This window comes from Serratia sp. JSRIV004 (genome assembly GCF_019968705.1).
Taxonomy (GTDB): domain Bacteria; phylum Pseudomonadota; class Gammaproteobacteria; order Enterobacterales; family Enterobacteriaceae; genus Chania; species Chania fonticola_B.
Map to the genome: position 1 here is coordinate 5,175,592 of NZ_CP074140.1, position 17,642 is coordinate 5,193,233.

At 49.8% G+C, this 17,642-nt stretch carries 17 protein-coding genes; 12 read left to right on the forward strand and 5 right to left on the reverse strand.

Annotation, left to right across the window (positions count from 1 at the left end; translation table 11 throughout):
• Positions 1-993: a tol-pal system-associated acyl-CoA thioesterase gene (gene exbB, locus KGP21_RS24585; protein WP_081050685.1), complete on the reverse strand. Its 993-nt coding sequence runs from the start codon at positions 991-993 to the stop codon at positions 1-3.
• Between the two features lie 569 nt (positions 994-1,562).
• On the opposite strand from exbB, the gene KGP21_RS24590 reads away from it, so the two are divergent.
• The gene (locus KGP21_RS24590; RefSeq protein ID WP_021806837.1) at positions 1,563-2,219 is read left to right on the forward strand and encodes a DedA family protein; all 657 of its coding nucleotides are present in this window, start codon (positions 1,563-1,565) and stop codon (positions 2,217-2,219) included.
• Positions 2,220-2,270: 51 nt separating this feature from the next.
• Here KGP21_RS24590 and KGP21_RS24595 read toward each other — a convergent pair whose 3' ends face one another.
• A complete protein-coding gene (locus KGP21_RS24595; RefSeq protein WP_021806838.1) occupies positions 2,271-3,164 on the reverse strand; it encodes a LysR family transcriptional regulator in 894 nt (297 codons plus the stop codon).
• On the opposite strand from KGP21_RS24595, the gene KGP21_RS24600 reads away from it, so the two are divergent.
• Positions 3,165-4,745 (forward strand): MFS transporter, encoded by a 1,581-nt coding sequence (locus KGP21_RS24600; protein ID WP_223500401.1) that lies wholly within the window; start codon positions 3,165-3,167, stop codon positions 4,743-4,745.
• Here the strand turns inward: KGP21_RS24600 and KGP21_RS24605 are convergent.
• Positions 4,740-5,645 (reverse strand): LysR family transcriptional regulator, encoded by a 906-nt coding sequence (locus KGP21_RS24605; protein WP_179248494.1) that lies wholly within the window; start codon positions 5,643-5,645, stop codon positions 4,740-4,742. The two genes, KGP21_RS24600 and KGP21_RS24605, sit on opposite strands and share 6 nt — an antisense overlap.
• Positions 5,646-5,788: 143 nt before the next feature.
• Positions 5,789-6,682, reverse strand: coding sequence for a LysR family transcriptional regulator (locus tag KGP21_RS24610; RefSeq protein ID WP_223536389.1), 894 nt, complete (start codon positions 6,680-6,682; stop codon positions 5,789-5,791).
• Here KGP21_RS24610 and KGP21_RS24615 point away from each other — a divergent pair, their 5' ends adjacent.
• From KGP21_RS24615 to KGP21_RS24660, 10 genes are all read left to right on the forward strand, one after another.
• Entirely contained in the window at positions 6,683-8,317 is a 1,635-nt protein-coding gene (locus KGP21_RS24615; protein WP_223536392.1) for an MFS transporter, read from the forward strand.
• 506 nt (positions 8,318-8,823) lie between these two features.
• Positions 8,824-9,944 (forward strand): IS3 family transposase gene (locus tag KGP21_RS24620; RefSeq protein WP_223536395.1). Its coding sequence is split into 2 segments (ribosomal slippage): positions 8,824-9,076 and positions 9,076-9,944, totalling 1,122 coding nucleotides; the frame shifts between segments, so codons are not numbered across the junction.
• 359 nt (positions 9,945-10,303) lie between these two features.
• The gene (locus tag KGP21_RS24625; protein ID WP_223536398.1) at positions 10,304-11,098 is read left to right on the forward strand and encodes an AfsA-related hotdog domain-containing protein; all 795 of its coding nucleotides are present in this window, start codon (positions 10,304-10,306) and stop codon (positions 11,096-11,098) included.
• A 17-nt stretch (positions 11,099-11,115) separates the two neighbouring features.
• A complete protein-coding gene (locus tag KGP21_RS24630) occupies positions 11,116-11,421 on the forward strand; it encodes a hypothetical protein (RefSeq protein WP_223536400.1) in 306 nt (101 codons plus the stop codon).
• On the forward strand, positions 11,411-12,112 hold the full coding sequence (locus tag KGP21_RS24635; RefSeq protein ID WP_059201817.1) for an SDR family NAD(P)-dependent oxidoreductase: 702 nt from the start codon (positions 11,411-11,413) through the stop codon (positions 12,110-12,112). Before KGP21_RS24630 ends, KGP21_RS24635 begins: the two co-directional genes overlap by 11 nt.
• 43 nt (positions 12,113-12,155) lie before the next feature.
• Positions 12,156-12,395, forward strand: a complete 240-nt coding sequence (locus KGP21_RS24640) for a phosphopantetheine-binding protein (protein WP_223536403.1) — start codon at positions 12,156-12,158, stop codon at positions 12,393-12,395.
• A gap of 9 nt (positions 12,396-12,404) precedes the next feature.
• Positions 12,405-13,439: a 3-oxoacyl-ACP synthase III family protein gene (locus KGP21_RS24645; protein WP_223538545.1), complete on the forward strand. Its 1,035-nt coding sequence runs from the start codon at positions 12,405-12,407 to the stop codon at positions 13,437-13,439.
• Positions 13,436-14,119: an HAD family phosphatase gene (locus tag KGP21_RS24650; protein WP_223536405.1), complete on the forward strand. Its 684-nt coding sequence runs from the start codon at positions 13,436-13,438 to the stop codon at positions 14,117-14,119. Before KGP21_RS24645 ends, KGP21_RS24650 begins: the two co-directional genes overlap by 4 nt.
• Entirely contained in the window at positions 14,109-15,305 is a 1,197-nt protein-coding gene (locus KGP21_RS24655) for a cytochrome P450 (protein WP_059201821.1), read from the forward strand. The genes KGP21_RS24650 and KGP21_RS24655 overlap by 11 nt, the downstream gene beginning before the upstream one ends.
• A 26-nt stretch (positions 15,306-15,331) precedes the next feature.
• Entirely contained in the window at positions 15,332-16,687 is a 1,356-nt protein-coding gene (locus KGP21_RS24660; RefSeq protein ID WP_223536407.1) for a fatty acid--CoA ligase family protein, read from the forward strand.
• A 27-nt stretch (positions 16,688-16,714) separates the two neighbouring features.
• On the opposite strand, the gene KGP21_RS24665 is transcribed toward KGP21_RS24660, so the two are convergent.
• A complete protein-coding gene (locus tag KGP21_RS24665; protein ID WP_059201823.1) occupies positions 16,715-17,611 on the reverse strand; it encodes a LysR substrate-binding domain-containing protein in 897 nt (298 codons plus the stop codon).
• Positions 17,612-17,642: the final 31 nt, after the last annotated feature.

Consider the following 17,642-nt stretch of genomic DNA (forward strand, 5'->3'; position numbering starts at 1 on the left):
TCACCCCACCCGCAGTTGGTGCGCATGCTGCGAACGTTTGGCATCGGCCGAGGCCGCCAGATCCAGATCGCGGCCCAACAGCAGCAGCACCTGTGCCGCCACATCGCCCACCTGAGCACGGTGGCCGCCGATGACACGAGCAAAGATGTTGTAGATCACTACCGCAGGGATTGCTGCAACCAGACCGAGCGCAGTGGCCAGCAAGGCTTCCGCAATCCCCGGGGCAACGACCGCCAGGTTAGTGGTTTGCGAATGGGCAATGCCGATAAAGCTGTTCATGATGCCCCATACGGTACCAAACAGGCCGACAAACGGTGAAATGGCGCCGATGGTGGCCAGGAAGCCATTGCCGCGCCCCAACTGACGCCCGTAGGCCGCTACACGGCGTTCCAGACGGAAACCGGTACGCTCTTTAATACCGTTATTGTCGTTAGAGGCCGCCGACAGTTCCAGTTCGTTCTGCGCGTCTTGCAGCAGCACCGCAGTGATGCTCTCTTGTGAGAAATCTTGCGCCAGTTCGGAGGCATCGTCCAGCGAACGCACGTCGGCCAGCGCCAACTGCTCACGGCGCAGACGGCGCTTGGAACGAAACAGCTCGCTGCCTTTGGCAAACAGAATGGTCCAGGTGACAATTGACGCCAGCACCAAGCCAATCATCACGATTTTCACCACGATGTCGGCGTGCTGATACATGCCCCAGACGGAAAGGTCCATGCCGCGCGTTTCAGGCGGTTGGATGGTCGGTTCAGGATTAACCGGGGTGATATTTTCCGGGGTACCCGCCACTGGGGTTACCGCTGTTGGTGTGGCCGGTGTCGTTGCCGCGCCAACGCTTTCAGCGACTGCTGGTGCAGTGGCCGGTGCCGCCTGAGCGTTGCCCGCCAACCCCACCACCAATACCAGTGAGGCGATCACACTGCGCCCCAATGCGCCCCATTGCCCACGGCCTGCGCCCTGAGCACTTTGATTTGTCATTTTGCCAGCCGTTTTCACGCTGTGCCTCCACCCATTTCAACATTGAAGGAAGAATTCAGCGTGCGATCATATCAAACCAATCAGGGATTGATAGTAGTTATCATTATTATTTGAAGAATTACGCATCGACGAGCAAAAAATGATACAACCCCAGTCACTATCAGGGTTTGCGCGTCGTTTGGCATAACATTGCCCCCCCATAATGCTAACAAAATCATCACTCAAAATGCTGCTTTTTACCCCAACAGGCCTCAAACGGTGTGAATAGCTCAGCCATCACTGCGGGAAAACGTCTGCAAGCGAGGCATGCATTCCCCTACGTAAGGGCTAGATAAAATCACACAGCAAGGTACAAGGTTTTACGGCGTTTTTACTTGGCCATACCGACGGTCGCCTGTACTTTTTCCGAGTTTTACGGCCTTTACCACATTTTCTATGCTCTGTTTAATGTCCGCTTAAGCTAATAGCGGTACACTATATGGTGCTCAAGGGCCTCACCGCCGTGTGTGGCCTATATTTACCGGTGAGCATGGCTATAACAGCACGGTAGCCTATAGAAAGTCAGCCCAGGCACCCCAGGATAAAGAATGGATGTATTAAGAGAAATTGTTCACGCACTGTGGACGCAAGACTTTACTGCACTTGCCGATCCCAGCGTGATTTGGGTGGTTTATGCCGTCCTTTTTACCACCTTGTTTTTGGAAAACGGTTTGTTGCCCGCTTCCTTCCTGCCCGGAGATAGCTTACTGCTGTTGGCCGGTGCCTTGATCGCCAAAGGCGTGATGAACTTTATCCCCACGCTGATTATTCTGACGGTCGCCGCCAGCCTTGGCTGTTGGCTCAGCTATCTGCAAGGGCGATGGCTTGGCCATACCTCGGTGGTGAAAGGCTGGTTGCTACAGCTACCAGCGCAATACCACCAGCGTGCGCACATGCTGTTTAACCGCCACGGCTTGGTCGCTTTGCTGATTGGCCGTTTCCTGGCGTTTGTACGCACCCTGTTGCCTACCATGGCCGGTATCTCGGGCCTCAATAGCGCCCGTTTTCAAATCTTTAACTGGCTCAGCGGCTTGCTGTGGGTAGGCTCGGTAGTCACGCTAGGCTATGCCTTTAGCCAAATCCCACTGGTGAAACGCCACGAAGATCAGGTGATGGCCGGGCTGATGATCCTGCCGATGGTGCTGTTGGTCGTTGGGCTGCTGGGCGTGATGCTGGTCGTTTGGCGTAAAAAACGCGCTTCCTGAATCGGGTGGCGGTTTTGCCCACCGCCACGGTAACCAATATCAAGATGCCTCTTACACCTGCTTATAAAGTTGGGCGCAGATAAAATCTACAAATACGCGGATCTTTGGTGATAGATGCCGACTTGAAGGCCAGAGCGCCCAAAAGAGCCCTTGCTCCTTGGTGTGAGCATCAAGCAACGTCTCAAGATCGCCCATGGCCAACGCCTCCTTGACTAAAAAATCAGGCATGTAAGCAATGCCATACCCGTCAATGGTCGCCATCAGCATTGCCTCCATGTTATTCAACGTCAGGGAAGAATTTAGGCGCAACCGGGTTATTTCGGGGTCTGCCGTTAATGTCCAGTCCATGATTTTACCTGTCGTGACAAAACGGTAACGAAGGCAATCGTGCAACTCCAGATCGGGCAATTTCTCAGGTCGCCCTTTACGTTGCAGATAAGCAGGGGCGGCACAAAGAACAAAACGGAAAGGCCCAAGCCTACGCGACATCAGCCGCGAGTCCACAAGGTCACCGCTTCGTATCACCACATCAAACCCATCATCGATGAGATCAACAAGTTGATCGTTGAAATCCAACTCTAACTCAACTTCCGGGTAGGCTTTGCGAAAGTCAGGCATTATTGGTAACAGAAAGCGGTACCCGATAGTGGGCAGACTGACCCGCAAGCGACCTCGGGGAGCTTGAACCGCATGCGACAGCATAGCCTCAGCGTCCTGTAAGTCATCAAGGATTTTCCGGCATCGTTCGTAGAACATTTCGCCTTCAACAGTGAGGCTAACCTTACGGGTACTACGCTGAAACAAGCGAACGTTCAGAGAGGCCTCCAGCCTCGCAACATTCTTTCCAACCGCCGTCGCGGAAATGCCTATGGCACGTGCGGCAGAGACGAAGCTCAACGATTCTGCGGTTTTCACGAACGAGAGGATGCCGGTGAGACTCTCCATATGATTAAGACCTTTTTGTTCATTATAAGAGGAGTTTTAACCCATTTATTCAACATTACGACCTCTATAGATTTAGTTTCCCAGATTGCTATAAAAATGAGGGATTACGCAATGGGTAACAATTCCAAAGGCCGTTACTACGTTCTAGGCGCTATTTGCCTAGCCGCTCTGGTATTACCGCTGAGCTTCACCGGGGGTGCCGTCGCTACCCCAACCATCAGCAAGGTTTTCAACGCCGGCCCATCTGCCCAAGCCTGGGTAACCAACGCATTCATGTTGAGTTTCGGTAGCCTACTTATGGCCGCCGGAACACTTTCAGACATTTACGGACGTAAACGCTTATTCACCTGGGGCCTTCTGCTATTCCTCATCGTAAGCTTACTTCTGGCCAGTGCTACCAGCATTGTCTGGCTGGATATATTGCGGGCAGTTCAAGGGATAGCCGCTGCAGCAGCGCTCGCTAGCGGTTCGGCCGCTTTGGCGCAAGAGTTTGAAGGATACGATAGAACCCGAGCCTTTAGCCTGCTGGGAACGACCTTTGGCCTAGGCTTGGCATTTGGCCCAATGATTGCTGGTGCGCTGATTGAACAGTTCGGCTGGCGCTCGATCTTCATTACCACCGCAATACTCGCTGCAACGGCGCTCATCACCTCCGTTTCACAGATGCACGAAAGTAAGAATCAGCAGGCTCAAAAGCTGGATCTCCCCGGTTTGGCGAGTTTTTCAGCGATGCTCGTACTTTTCACCACCGGGATCATCCTCGCCCCACAAGCGGGATGGGGTTCATCGTTGATCGTGGGCATACTTATCAGCGCGCTGACTTGCCTGATAGCGTTCGTGGTTATTGAGCTACGCTCAAAGGAGCCGATGCTCGAACTCAGCCTGCTCAGGCACCCACGTTTCATCGGTGTCCAGATACTTCCTTTAGGAACCTGCTATTGCTACATCGTTCTGATAGTGCTGCTGCCATTCAGGCTGATCGGCGTTGAAGGCGTTTCCCCCATCCAAAGTGGCCTGGTCATGCTGGCACTTTCGACGCCAATGCTGGTGGTGCCATTACTGGCCGCTTGGTTAACCCGTTGGATCACTGCTGGAACCCTCTCTGGCGTCGGTTTTCTGCTGGCAGCCTCAGGGCTGTACATCCTCAGTCGCGTCCCCATTGGCGATCATCTGCAGCTAATCTTGTCCATGCTGATCATCGGTATAGGAACAAGTTTTCCCTGGGGACTGATGGATGGGCTAGCGGTAAGTGTGGTGCCCAAAGAACAAGCGGGCATGGCGGCTGGAGTTTTTAACACGACCCGTGTAGCAGGTGAAGGCATGGCTCTTGCGATCTCCATTGCCATGCTCATAACCCTGGTCAACAGCAGCCTCCTTCGTCTGCAACCGCAGAGTAATAATAGCGAGCTTGTCCAACGCCTGGTTATGGGGGATATGAGCCTCTCTCAAAACCTAGACCCTGCTCTGGTAATGGCCGCATACCAGGAAGGCTTTAGCGCCCTAATGTTGATACTCACGCTCTTTACTATTATTTCAGCTGGCGCGGCATTCTTTTTGCTGAGCCGAAAGGCGCGGCTATAGCGCCATCCTCGCGGGCAGGTGGCTGACCAGCGCATCCACCGCCAGCCGCACTTTCAAGGGTAAATGCGGCGTAAGCGGCCAGACGGCATGCACCTCAAAGTCTTTCCCCGGTACCTCCCCCAATACCTGCTGCAATCGGCCTTCCAGCAAGGCATCACGGATTAGCCAGCATGGCAGCCAGGCAATGCCAAACCCGGCCACCGCCGCGTCGGCAATCGCCTGCAGATCGTCCATCAACAAACGGGGTTTAGGCATCACTTCTCGCATTGTTCCGTCTGCCTGCGGGATCAACCAGCTACGTATCATTGCGGCGTAGCGATAAGCGATGGCATCGTGCTGGGGCAGTTCCTCAATGCTGTCTGGGGCACCACAGCGAGCCAGATAATCCGGCGAGGCGCATAGGGTCATACGGTTATCCCCTAGCCTTCTAGCCACCAGCCCGGCACTGTCTGGCAATGGGCCGTTACGCACCGCCAGATCGAATCCTTCCTCGGCCACATCCACCACCCGATCGCTGAATGACAGATCGAGTTCCAATCCTGGATGCTCACGCGCCAACGCGGTAAGCACCGGCGCGATACACAGGCGGCCAATCAGCACTGGCATCGAGACCCGCAACCGACCACTGACCTGCCGCTTACCGCTTTCCAGCAGGTTCTCTGCGACGCGGATCTCCTCCAACGCCCGTAAACAACGCTCATAGAACAGCGCGCCATCGTCAGTCAGATTCAGGCTGCGGGTGGTGCGGTGAAACAACCGCACGCCCAGCCGTTGTTCCAGCCGGGCGATAGTTTTACCCACCGCCGAACGGGAAAGATGCAGCCTGTTGGCCGCCAGCGCAAAGCTGCCCGCCTCCACCACGCTGACCAATACCGAGATACCGCTTAATCGGTCGCTCATTTTTTGTAGCCTTTAAGAGAACAAAGTGGTAATGCTGTTGAAATTGTAGAGGAAACCATATTTTTTACATGATAATCAATTGATTAGAATGCCCCCCCTACGCAGCGAAACTGTGGATCGGTGGATCGGTGGATCGCAGCCACTTATCCATTCTTGAATAGTTGACTGCAAATATAATCAACAAATACCCGAATCTTTGGTGATAGATGCCGGCTAGAGGGCCAGACCGCCCAAAAAACCCCCTGGTCCTTAGTATAAGCATCAAATAACGTTTCTAGCTCACCTCTAGCCAACATGTCTTTAACCAGAAAATCAGGCATGTAAGCAATGCCATGTCCGTCAATGGTCGCCATCAGCATTGCCTCCATGTTATTCAATGTCAGGGATGAGTTTAGGCGCAACCGGGTTATTTCCGGGTCTGCTGTTAATGTCCAGTCCATGATTTTACCTGTCGTGACAAAACGGTAACGAAGACAATCGTGCAACTCAAGATCGGACAACTTCCCTGGTCGTCCTTTACGTTTCAGATAATCAGGGGCAGCACAAAGAACAAAACGAAAAGGCCCAAGCCTACGCGACATCAGCCGCGAGTCCACAAGGTCACCGCTTCGTATCACCACATCAAAACCATCATCGATAAGATCAACGAGTTGATCGTTGAAATCCAACTCTAACTCAACTTCTGGGTAGGCTTTGCGAAAGTTAGGCATCATTGGTAACAGAAAACGGTACCCGATTGTAGGAAGACTGACCCGTAAACGACCTCGGGGAGCCTGAACCGCATGCGAAAGCATGGCTTCAGCTTCCTGCAGATCATCAAGGATTTTCCGGCATCGTTCGTAGAACATTTCCCCTTCCACAGTAAGGCTAACCTTACGAGTACTACGCTGAAACAAGCGGACGTTAAGAGACCCTTCAAGCCTCGCAACATTCTTTCCTACCGCCGTTGCGGAAATGCCTATAGCGCGTGCGGCAGAGACAAAGCTCAACGATTCTGCCGCTTTCACAAACGATAGGATGCTGGTGAGACTCTCCATATGATTAAGACCTTTTTGTTCATTATAAGAGGAGTTTTAACCCATTTATTCAACATTACGACCTCTATAGATTTAGTTTCCCAGATTGCTATAAAAATGAGGGATTACGCAATGGGTAACAATTCCAAAGGCCGTTACTACGTTCTAGGCGCTATTTGCCTAGCCGCTCTGGTATTACCGCTGAGCTTCACCGGGGGTGCCGTCGCTACCCCAACCATAAGTAAGGTTTTCAATGCTAGCCCATCTGCCCAAGCATGGGTAACCAACGCGTTCATGTTAAGCTTCGGAAGCCTACTCATGGCCGCCGGAACACTTTCAGACATTTACGGACGTAAACGCTTATTCACCAGGGGCCTTCTGCTATTCCTCATCGTCAGCTTACTTCTGGCGATTACCACCAGTATTGTCTGGCTTGATATATTGCGGACCGTTCAGGGGGTAGCTGCTGCTGCTACACTTGCTAGCGGTTCGGCCGCTCTGGCGCAAGAGTTTGAAGGATACGATAGAACCCGAGCCTTTAGCCTGCTGGGAACGACCTTTGGCCTAGGCCTGGCATTTGGCCCAATGATTGCTGGTGCGCTGATTGAACAGTTCGGCTGGCGCTCGATCTTCATTACCACCGCAATACTCGCCGCAACAGCGCTGATCGCCGCCGTTTCACAAATGCACGAAAGCAAGGATCCGCAGGCTAAGAAACTGGACCTTCCCGGTTTGGCGAGTTTTTCAGCGATGCTCGTGCTTTTCACCACCGCAATCATCCTCTCACCACAAACTGGATGGAAGTCCTCGTTGATCTTGGGATTATTTATCAGCGCACTGGCTTGCCTGATAGCATTCGTAGTTATTGAGCTACGCTCAAAGGAGCCGATGCTCGAACTCAGCCTGCTCATGCACCCACGTTTCATCGGTGTCCAGATACTTCCTTTAGGAACCTGCTATTGCTACATCGTCCTGATAGTTCTGCTGCCATTCAGGCTAATAGGAGTTGAAGGTATTTCCCCCATGCAAAGTGGTCTGGTCATGCTGGCACTTTCAACACCGATACTGGTAGTACCGTTACTAGCCGCATGGTTAACCCGCTGGATCTCTGCTGGAACCCTTTCTGGCGTCGGTTTTCTGCTGGCAGCCACAGGACTGTATATCCTCAGTCGAGTACCCATTGGCGATCACCTGCAGTTGATTTTGGCCATGCTGATCATCGGCATCGGAACAGGTTTTCCCTGGGGGCTGATGGATGGGCTAGCGGTAAGCATAGTACCCAAAGAACAAGCGGGCATGGCTGCTGGAGTTTTTAACACCACTCGTGTCGCTGGCGAAGGTATTGCACTTGCAATCTCCATTGCCATGCTAACTACCCTAGTCAATAACAGACTTATTCACCTACAACCGCAAAATGATAATGGCGAGCTGGTCCAACGCTTGGTCATGGGAGATATGAGCCTCTCTCAAAACCTAGACCATACGCTTGTCATTGCCGCTTATCAGGAAGGATTCTGTAATCTACTGCTAATGCTGATCATTTTTACCATCATATCAGCTGGTGCAGCATTCTTCTTTCTGGGCCACTCTCATACAATTACCGTTTCACAAGTACAAAGAAAAACTCCGCCCACATCTGACACAGACAGGGGCTGAGACGAGTATGGCTTCTAAATCAAGCATCGAACTTTCTCCTTTAATTCTGACAGGGCTGGCCTTGATTTGTGGCCTGTCCGTCACAAACGTTTATTTCAACAAAGCACTGCTTCCTGTATTTGCCGATACCATGAGGATAAGGTTACTGAAGTCAGTTGGATAGCCACAGCTTCCCAACTAGGCTACGCACTCGGCATATTAATGATCGTTCCACAGGGAGACGGCTTCAACCCGCATCGGCTTTGCCGGGTCTTGATCTTCTGGACTACACTAATGGCAGCCATAGTCTTATTTAGCATGTTACACCTCCCCCCAAAAAAAGCCCTAATAACTGTAAGGCATCTACACTACTCATTTCCCCACTTCTTCTCACCTTACATTTTGACATTCCTCCCTACGGGAGAATATACGCATGCACATAATCATCAAACGTCATGACCTGCTCCCCGTTGATTAATACACCGCGATGTTAGTAATGTCTTCATAAGCCACATGAGGACATGCCCATGAAGAAGCGTTTTTCCGACGAACAGATCATCAGTATCCTCCGCGAGGCTGAAGCCGGGGTTTCTGCCCGTGAGCTCTGCCGTAAGCACGCCATTTCCGACGCCACCTTTTACACCTGGCGTAAGAAGTATGGCGGTATGGAGGTGCCCGAGGTTAAGCGCCTGAAGTCGCTTGAGGAAGAGAACGCCAGGCTCAAGAAGCTGCTTGCCGAAGCCATGCTGGATAAGGAGGCGCTTCAGGTGGCTCTGGGGCAAAAGTACTGACGACAGGCCAGAAGCGGGAAGCCGTGGTGTTGATGTGTGATGCGACCGGTCTGTCGCAACGTCGTGCCTGCAGGCTTACAGGTTTGTCCCTGTCGACCTGCCGTTATGAGGCTCAGCGTCCGGCTGCTGATGCACATTTATCAGGGCGTATTACTGAGTTAGCGCTTGAACGCAGACGTTTTGGTTATCGGCGCATCTGGCAGTTGCTGCGTAGGGAGGGCCTTCACGTCAATCACAAGCGGGTATACCGTATTTACCACCTTAATGGACTGAGCGTAAAATGCAGACGACGCCGTAAAGGGCTGGCGACCGAACGGTTTCCGCTTCTGCGCCCGGATGCGCCGAACCTTACATGGTCGATGGATTTTGTTATGGACGCACTGGCCAACGGTCGCAGGATCAAGTGCCTGACCTATGTGGATGATTTCACGAAGGAGTGTCTGACGATCACCACTGCTTTCGGTATTTCAGGTGTTCAGGTCACGCGTATTCTGGACAGCATCGCGTTGTTTCGGGGCTATCCGACGACAATAAGAACCGATCAGGGCCCGGAATTTACCTGTCGCGCGCTCGATCAATGGGCCTTTGAGCATGGTGTGGAACTACGGCTTATCCAGCCAGGTAAGCCAACGCAGAACGGATTTATTGAGAGTTTTAACGGACGCTTTCGCGATGAGTGCCTGAATGAACACTGGTTCAGGGATATTATTCATGCCCGGAAAACGATTAATGACTGGCGGCAGGATTATAACGAGTGCCGTCCCCATTCATCGCTGGATTACCAGACACCAGCTGAATTCGCAACGGACTGGCGAAACAGGAAATATGAAGAAAAACCAACCGACATTACTAACTGAAGGTTGTATCTAATCCTGGGGGCAGGTCTGTCTTCCTCCTCATCCCATAATATAGTGATATCAAATCTATAACACCCAACTTATAGTTATTACTCTTTGGAAAAAAAATCTCAAATGACATCATTCATTATGAAATATACTTAAAAAAGTAAGATTAAAATCCAACTTAAAATTAAAAAACCTAGCCGTCATAGTGAGAATACAACCACTAAGACTGACTCTTAAATCGATACATAACAGAATGATAATCATGATTCATTATTCACATGACGAATATAATATAACCAAAAATGCATTCCTAAAAACATTACAAACACATCAAGAACCACTAAATAAACAACAACCTACAGAGATGAAAAATGGAAAGAATAGCTTTAGCCTCAAAAGACCTAACCTCCCTATTTTCTAGTACCAATACCTGTATAGAAAACGACTCTACGCTCAGAAAACATTATGTGATAGTAGGTAACAGAATAAAGGAACAATGCAACAGTGATATGTTTATCTCAGCCGCAACAGCAGAGTCCATTGCTCATTCATATCGTTCACCTTTGACGCTGTACATTGGTCAAGGTCTCAACGATGAACAACTTACCCATTTATATGGCTCATCACAGCTAAAACAGATACATGTTGATTTGGTACCGGAACAGAGACCACAAAGAGCATCATTGAGAGAAACGCACAAACATGAAAACTATAATGTTGCTATTTCGAAAGTGTTCGATAATGGCAACGGCACCTATTCTTCCGCTTTGATGATAGACGATATCAACGCAGAGCTTAGTGATCATCTGACTGGTCAACATATCTCGGGAATGATGATCGTCGAAGCAGCCAGGCAAATGGCTATTGCCACCGCAGAACAATTTTACGTCAATCCATTGGCTCGCAAGAAAGTCAACTTTCTCACAAACAGGATGAACGTTACTTACCATGATTTGATGCTTCCCGTTCAGACAGAAATCCTATGTATTCCAGTCATTTTAAAACGTTCCGGCCCGATCAACTTTCGATTTACCGTCAACATCCACTTCAGACAGAGGAACAAAATATTGGCAACGCTCGAATTCGATACATCAGTAATAGATGCTCGTTATTTCCACCTGAAAGAAATGCAACTTCTGCACCGCTGTATCAATTTATTGAGTTAATAATAAGGAAACGCCCTATGAAGTCACATATTCTAAAAATCATCTACACCGCAATCGAACATGAGAACAATAGCCTAGCTCATCCTATAGACCTGGCAACTGGCGAGGAAACTTCCCTCTATGGTCTTAAAGGCTATCTCGACTCGATAAGCTTGGTATCTATCGTTGTGGATGTGGAAGCCATGTTGGAAAAACAACTCGGCATCAGTATTATTCTAGTGAATGACAGTGCCATGTCCGCAGCAAATAGTCCATTCGCTACAGTAGGCTCATTCGCCAATTATATCAGCAAGCGCTGTGCTGAGGCTAACCATGCAATTTAAACCGATCACACTGATCACTGGCGCACGCAAGGGTATTGGCAGACACCTCGCACAACACTACCTATCCCTCGGACATCGTGTCATCGGTTGCAGCAGGCAACCAAGCGATCTTGAAATTCCCGGTTATGAACACTTTATAGTAGATGTCGCAAATGAAGCCTCCGTGTTAGAGATGATTAGCAAAGTACGCCAGCAATACGAATACCTGGACAATTTGATCAACAACGCCGGTATTGCCAGTATGAACCACTCTCTGCTCACACCTTATAGCACGGCCAAACTGCTCGTTCAGACTAATTTTCTAGGTACTTTCCTACTTAGTCGTGAAGCAGCCAAGCTGATGAAAGGTAATAAACAGGGAAGAATCGTTAATTTATCCACCGTAGCCAAGCCTCTCAAGCTTGAAGGAGAAGCGCTATACGCAGCATCAAAAGCTGCCGTTGAAACACTAACCACAGTGATGGCCAAAGAGCTTGCCAGCTACAGGATAACAGTCAATGCTGTGGGACCAACACCGATCGACACCGATCTAACTCGGGCTATCCCTGCGGCAAAAATGAAGTCCCTGATCGAACGGCAATCCATAAAACGTTACGGAACCTTCGACGATGTTAATCACGTTATCGATTTCTTCCTATCAGCCCAAAGTAACTTCATCACCGGCCAGATCATTTATCTGGGTGGACTCTAAAACTTGGCTATACCAATGGTTTAACTTATCAGGAGATATAAACATGGACAAACTCGCCCTTAAAAAAGAATTAGCTGCACTTCTTGAACTGCACGAATCGAAACTCGACGACGCACTCCTACTGCAAGCACTAGTTAACTGGGACTCCCTGACAAAAATCACTCTACTAGGCATATTGAACGATCAGTCCGGCTTAACATTATCCCCAGATATTCTCGACGAAGTGCAAACCCTCGGCGAATTATACGAGGCTATTTCCCGCAGTATGCCTGAACCTATGTGAGTGTTTACGATGATCTCCATCCTTCATGGTCTTTCCATCCGTGCGGTATCTTCTGCCCTACCCACCCGGAGGCTAACACTTGATGACTTCTCTGCCTTGTTCGGTGCAAGGGAGTGTGCGCGTATAACTAAAAGCACCGGTATCAACAGCGTTCGAATAGCTGGTGATCTGACCAGCGTCGATCTTGCTGCGGCTGCGACACATAATCTGTTCAGTAATGCGGATATTGATCCCAATAGCATCGATGCACTGGTTTTAGTGACCCAAACCCCTGACTCACTAATGCCAGCAAGTAGTGCTCTGTTGGCGGCTCGTCTGAGGTTGAAGAAAAACATCGCCGCCTTCGATCTTAACTTCGGTTGCTCTGGTTACGTTTACGGTCTTTATCAGGCAGCCATGTTGGTTTCGGCTGGTGGCTGTCGAAGAGTTCTATTGTGCACCAGTGACGTTATCAGCAAGCTACTAAGGCCCCATCACCATCACGTAAGAATGGTCTTTGGTGATGCGGCTAGTGCCACCTTAGTAGAAGCGGGCTCACACAGCTTCAGTTTTTCGTTTAGCACCGATGGAAAAGGGGCTGCGTATCTGAATACCCCACTGAATTATCTGGTAGAAAGTTCCTGCAGCGCCGAGATCGGCAGCTTGTTTATGGACGGGGCACAAGTGATGAATTTCGCCTTGGAGAAAGTGCCTGCAGCCATACTCGGCTTCCTGGAGGAGCTCCAGATCGATGCCAACAGCGTACCATTCTTTCTCCTACATCAAGCCAATGCTTTTATGTTGCAGTATCTGGGAAAAAAACTCGGTATCGCCCAAGAACGTATTCCTTGGCAAGTGGCAGAAACCGGCAATACCGGCCCGTCCTCGATCCCTGTATTGCTCTCAACAGCACCACATGCACAGCAGTTATGCCGCGACAACCTAGTTACCTGCGGTTTCGGGGTTGGGCTCTCCATTGGAGTTGCTCATATATCCCTGAGCAACACCCAGCTCATTCCCCCTTTGGATCTGGATCAACCTCAAACACAAGGAAAAAACGCATGAACATTCAGGCAATCTGGTTCGACTTCGGTGGTGTGTTATCTCCATCTATCGACGAGCTCTATCGAGTCTACGAAGGTAAAACCGGGATCAGTCGCCAACAGATGGAAGCAGCCATGCACGAAGTCGCTCATCCGTTAGGTGTTCAGTTCCAGGCACCTATTGAACTAGCCCTGATGACCCAAGTGGAATGGGGGCGGGCGATGAGTGAAGCACTCAAAAAGCTTTATCCAGACATAAACATCAGCCGCTGTGATTTCGATAACCACGGCGAACAGTGGTTCGCAGGCCACGAAGTCAACATACACATGTTTAACTTATTCCATGAAGTCAAGAGCAAAGGGATCAAGGCTGCCATCCTCACTAATAATGTTGTCGAGTGGGAAGCATCGTGGAGACGAATGGTCGGACTGGACAGCGTTGCCGATTGTATCGTTGACTCCTGTAAGGTCGGCCTTCGTAAACCCGATCCGCGTATATTCGTTCTAGCTGCTGAGTGCCTGGGGCTCCCCCGCGAAAGCTGTGTGCTGATCGATGATGTAGAAGAGAACTGCGAAGCTGCACGTTCGGTTGGTTGGCAAGCTATTCATTTCGTCGACAACATTGAGACTCGAGACGCAGTTCGCCTGTTGCTCAACTCGCCGCAGGCTACTAACCAGGTAGGTAAAAACCATGAACTCTAACAACTATCCCCATGTCACAGATATTCCCAACTTGGATGCAGTGCCTTACTACCAGGTCATCGAAAGCAATCATGATATTCAGCAAATACAACTTCCAAGTGGACATATTGCAACACATCTGACCACCTATGACGATTGCCGGAAGTTCCTTGCCGACCCCAGCATTAGCAGAACATTGTGCAACGTTGAGGGCGGCCCAACCTTCTTGCCTGGCCCAACCCAGCCGGAGCTCTTACTTAATCTCGACAACCCAGCTCATATGCGCTCACGTGCAACAGTTACCCGCACCTTCAGCAAACGCAGTGTAGAAAATCTTAGACAGCACGTTCAGCAGACCACGCGCAAAAACATTCAACTTATGCGTAGTGAACAATTGCCTGCTGATCTGTTCGCTTCCGTGCTCGAAGACCTAACCTCGTCAACAGTCTGTAACATCTTAGGAATCCCTTTGCAGGATCGCGAAATTTTTCGCCCCTGGAGCCAGATCATCCAAACGGCTCCAGCAGACGATATTGCTGGTATCGAAGTGGCTGTTAAGGCAAGTTCCAATTATTTGATGGATTTCGTACAGGGGCGCCGAAATGCTGAACCTGATGGTTTCATCCAGCAGTATGTCAACCATCGTTCAAGTATTCGTGACCCTCTGAGCGACGAAGAGTTCGTCGGAGTCCTATCGGGTATTCTCTTGGGTGGCGACCACAATGCCCTATGTGTAATGACCAAGTCTATCTACACGCTACTTTGTGCGCCATCCCTATGGGATTACGCTAAAAACAACCGGGAACTGATACCTACGCTAATCGAAGAACTCATCCGACTTATTCCAATCGGCAGGCTATCGACATTTCCCCGGATCACCACATGTACTGTAGAAACCAGCCGTGGGGAAATTCCCGCAGGTACCTGCGTCTACGCAAATGTATTTCTAGCCAACCGAGATCCGTCAGTCTTCACCTCACCGCTTTTAATCAATCCCCAGCGGCAAGACAAAGCTAAACATATCCAGTTCGGTCATGGGATCCACGGCTGCATGGGGCCTGCCCTGGCGCGCCTAGAGATTTCCATCGTACTGGCAACCTTGATAGAAGAACTGCCGGGTCTCGAACTTAGCCAGTCACCGGAGACACTAGACTGGATCAACGGCACTGTCCTCAGACGGCCGAATGAACTGCCGATACGCTTTTGAGCACACCATATAAAAGGAGTATTTAGATGAATATCAAACCATTGATTGCCAATCTTGACGTTTTTACGAACAATCCATTCCTAAATACCGAAACACATACTTATAGCTATGCAGATCTCAAGAAGGAAGTCCTACGTCAACTAAACTATCTGAAGGAGAATGAAGTGGCACAGCATAGCACGGTGTTCATCCAAGGAGATTTTTCACTCTCCAGCATAGCCTTATTCCTTGCCCTGTATCAAAACGACAACGTAATTGCACTGAACACTGCGGCCAACGAACAGGAAATGGCAAACAAGATCGCCGTGGCGCAGGCACAATACCTGATTGATACTGAGACGGCTCAGATTATACGTTACCCAATGAGCACACAGGAAAACCCATTGATGGAATCGCTTAAAGCCTGCGGGCATGCTGGCCTGATTTTATTCAGCAGTGGAACCACGAGCGAACCTAAAGCGATGCTTCATGACCTGAGCCGTCTAGTAGAAAGCTACCAACATAAGCGCCCACGCCGTCTGAGTATCTTCTTATTCTTACTTTTCGACCATATTGGCGGGATCAATACCCTGCTCAATATTCTCTCGATAGGTGGGACTGCAACCATCGCCAGAATCAAGAGCCCGGATGTTGTTGCTAGTCTCATTGAAAAATATCGCATCACAGTCCTGCCGACATCACCGACCTTCCTTAACCTGATGCTCATCAGTAATGTATTCATCCATTACGATCTTGGTGCGCTGCGTATGATCACCTATGGGACTGAGCCTATGCCGGAAAGTCTGCTCGTCACTCTTCGTGCATACCTGCCCCATGTCAAGTTCCTGCAAACTTTCGGCACTAGTGAAACCGGTATCATGAACACCGACTCCCTGTCATCCGATAGCCTGTTTATGCGCTTTCAAGAAGGTGATACGGAATACCGGATCGTTGACGGTGAGTTGTGGTTGCGCAGCGGCACACAGATTATGGGCTATCTGAACTACAGTATGGATAACTTCACCAAAGATGGCTGGTTCAAGACCGGAGATCTGGTCGAAATCAATGCGGATGGCTACCTAAAGATACTTGGCAGGAGTAAGGAAATTATCAACGTCGGTGGTGAGAAGGTTTATCCCGCTGAGGTCGAGTCGGTACTAATGCAACATCCCCAAGTGAAGGACTGTAAGGCCTATGGTGAACAAAACGGGTTGACAGGACAGTTCGTTGCCGCCGAGGTGGTGCTAGACGCTGATTACGGCGAAACCTCAAACGACGTTCTCCGTGCCATACGACAATTCTGCCGTGAGCATATGGACAACTACAAGGTTCCGATCAGGCTCAAGATCGTCGAAGCAATACGATATTCCTCACGTTATAAGAAACTGCTAATCGCTTCTTGATACTGTAGCAACGCCTGCAGACCAGACTCAGTTGGCGTTGCTCATCAAACCGTTTTCCCCTAGAAAATCGATAAAAGCGCGCGTCTTCGGTGACAGTAACCGACTAGGAGACCAAACGACCCAAAAGTTGCCAGCGAGGCTAAGTTCCGGAATGACTAGCATCAATTCAGTACTGTCTAAGTATTCTTGGATCACAAAGTCAGGTAGATAAGCCAGCCCCATGGCATTACGACAGGCGGCTAACACCGCGTCAACACTATTCATGACCATTGCTGACTCCAGATTGACCCGAACTCGCTCACCATTCGATTCGAGGATCCAAGGTTGAAGCTTTCCACTCGAGGGAAGTTTATAAGCAATACCCTTATGACTGTTCAGATCTTGCAAGTTTTGAGCTGTGCCATATATACATAAATACTCTGGTGCTGCACATAGAACGAATTTGAAAGTACCGATTTTCTTAGCTACTAGACTAGAATCCGGTAATGTTCCACTACGAATGACCACATCGAACCCTTCATCCACTACATCAACCATTCGGTCACTAAAATCCAGATCGAGTTCTATTTCTGGATAGCGACTGCAAAACTCACGCATGCTTCCGGTTATTAGACGATATCCCACTGCTGGTAGGCTTACACGTAACACACCTTTAGGGCGGGCCTTCGAATTAGCCAAAGCGGCTTCAGCATCCTCTAATTGTTGTAACAGAGAACGGCAACGACCGAAGAAGTCCAAGCCCTCACTGGTCAAACTAATCTGTCTTGTGCTTCGGTGGAAAAGACGCACCCCAATGCGTTCCTCCAATCGACTAACGCTCTTACCCACTGCAGAAGGTGATATACCTAATGTTCTACCAGCTAAAGTGAAACTATTATTTTCGGCTGCACGAACAAATGCTATTAGCCCACTCAGATTATCCATGTCAACGCGATCTCCTTGAGATTAAAAAATA

Excerpts from the sequence above, each read along its gene's own strand:
- KGP21_RS24645 (WP_223538545.1), top strand. The coding sequence starts at position 12,405 with ATGATCTCCATCCTTCATGGTCTTTCCATCCGTGCGGTATCTTCTGCC.
- KGP21_RS24640 (WP_223536403.1), top strand. The coding sequence starts at position 12,156 with ATGGACAAACTCGCCCTTAAAAAAGAATTAGCTGCACTTCTTGAACTG.
- KGP21_RS24650 (WP_223536405.1), top strand. The coding sequence starts at position 13,436 with ATGAACATTCAGGCAATCTGGTTCGACTTCGGTGGTGTGTTATCTCCA.
- KGP21_RS24665 (WP_059201823.1), bottom strand. The coding sequence starts at position 17,611 with ATGGATAATCTGAGTGGGCTAATAGCATTTGTTCGTGCAGCCGAAAAT.
- KGP21_RS24655 (WP_059201821.1), top strand. The coding sequence starts at position 14,109 with ATGAACTCTAACAACTATCCCCATGTCACAGATATTCCCAACTTGGAT.
- KGP21_RS24610 (WP_223536389.1), bottom strand. The coding sequence starts at position 6,682 with ATGGAGAGTCTCACCAGCATCCTATCGTTTGTGAAAGCGGCAGAATCG.
- KGP21_RS24625 (WP_223536398.1), top strand. The coding sequence starts at position 10,304 with ATGGAAAGAATAGCTTTAGCCTCAAAAGACCTAACCTCCCTATTTTCT.
- KGP21_RS24660 (WP_223536407.1), top strand. The coding sequence starts at position 15,332 with ATGAATATCAAACCATTGATTGCCAATCTTGACGTTTTTACGAACAAT.
- KGP21_RS24635 (WP_059201817.1), top strand. The coding sequence starts at position 11,411 with ATGCAATTTAAACCGATCACACTGATCACTGGCGCACGCAAGGGTATT.
- KGP21_RS24595 (WP_021806838.1), bottom strand. The coding sequence starts at position 3,164 with ATGGAGAGTCTCACCGGCATCCTCTCGTTCGTGAAAACCGCAGAATCG.
- KGP21_RS24605 (WP_179248494.1), bottom strand. The coding sequence starts at position 5,645 with ATGAGCGACCGATTAAGCGGTATCTCGGTATTGGTCAGCGTGGTGGAG.
- KGP21_RS24615 (WP_223536392.1), top strand. The coding sequence starts at position 6,683 with ATGATTAAGACCTTTTTGTTCATTATAAGAGGAGTTTTAACCCATTTA.
- KGP21_RS24590 (WP_021806837.1), top strand. The coding sequence starts at position 1,563 with ATGGATGTATTAAGAGAAATTGTTCACGCACTGTGGACGCAAGACTTT.
- KGP21_RS24630 (WP_223536400.1), top strand. The coding sequence starts at position 11,116 with ATGAAGTCACATATTCTAAAAATCATCTACACCGCAATCGAACATGAG.
- KGP21_RS24600 (WP_223500401.1), top strand. The coding sequence starts at position 3,165 with ATGATTAAGACCTTTTTGTTCATTATAAGAGGAGTTTTAACCCATTTA.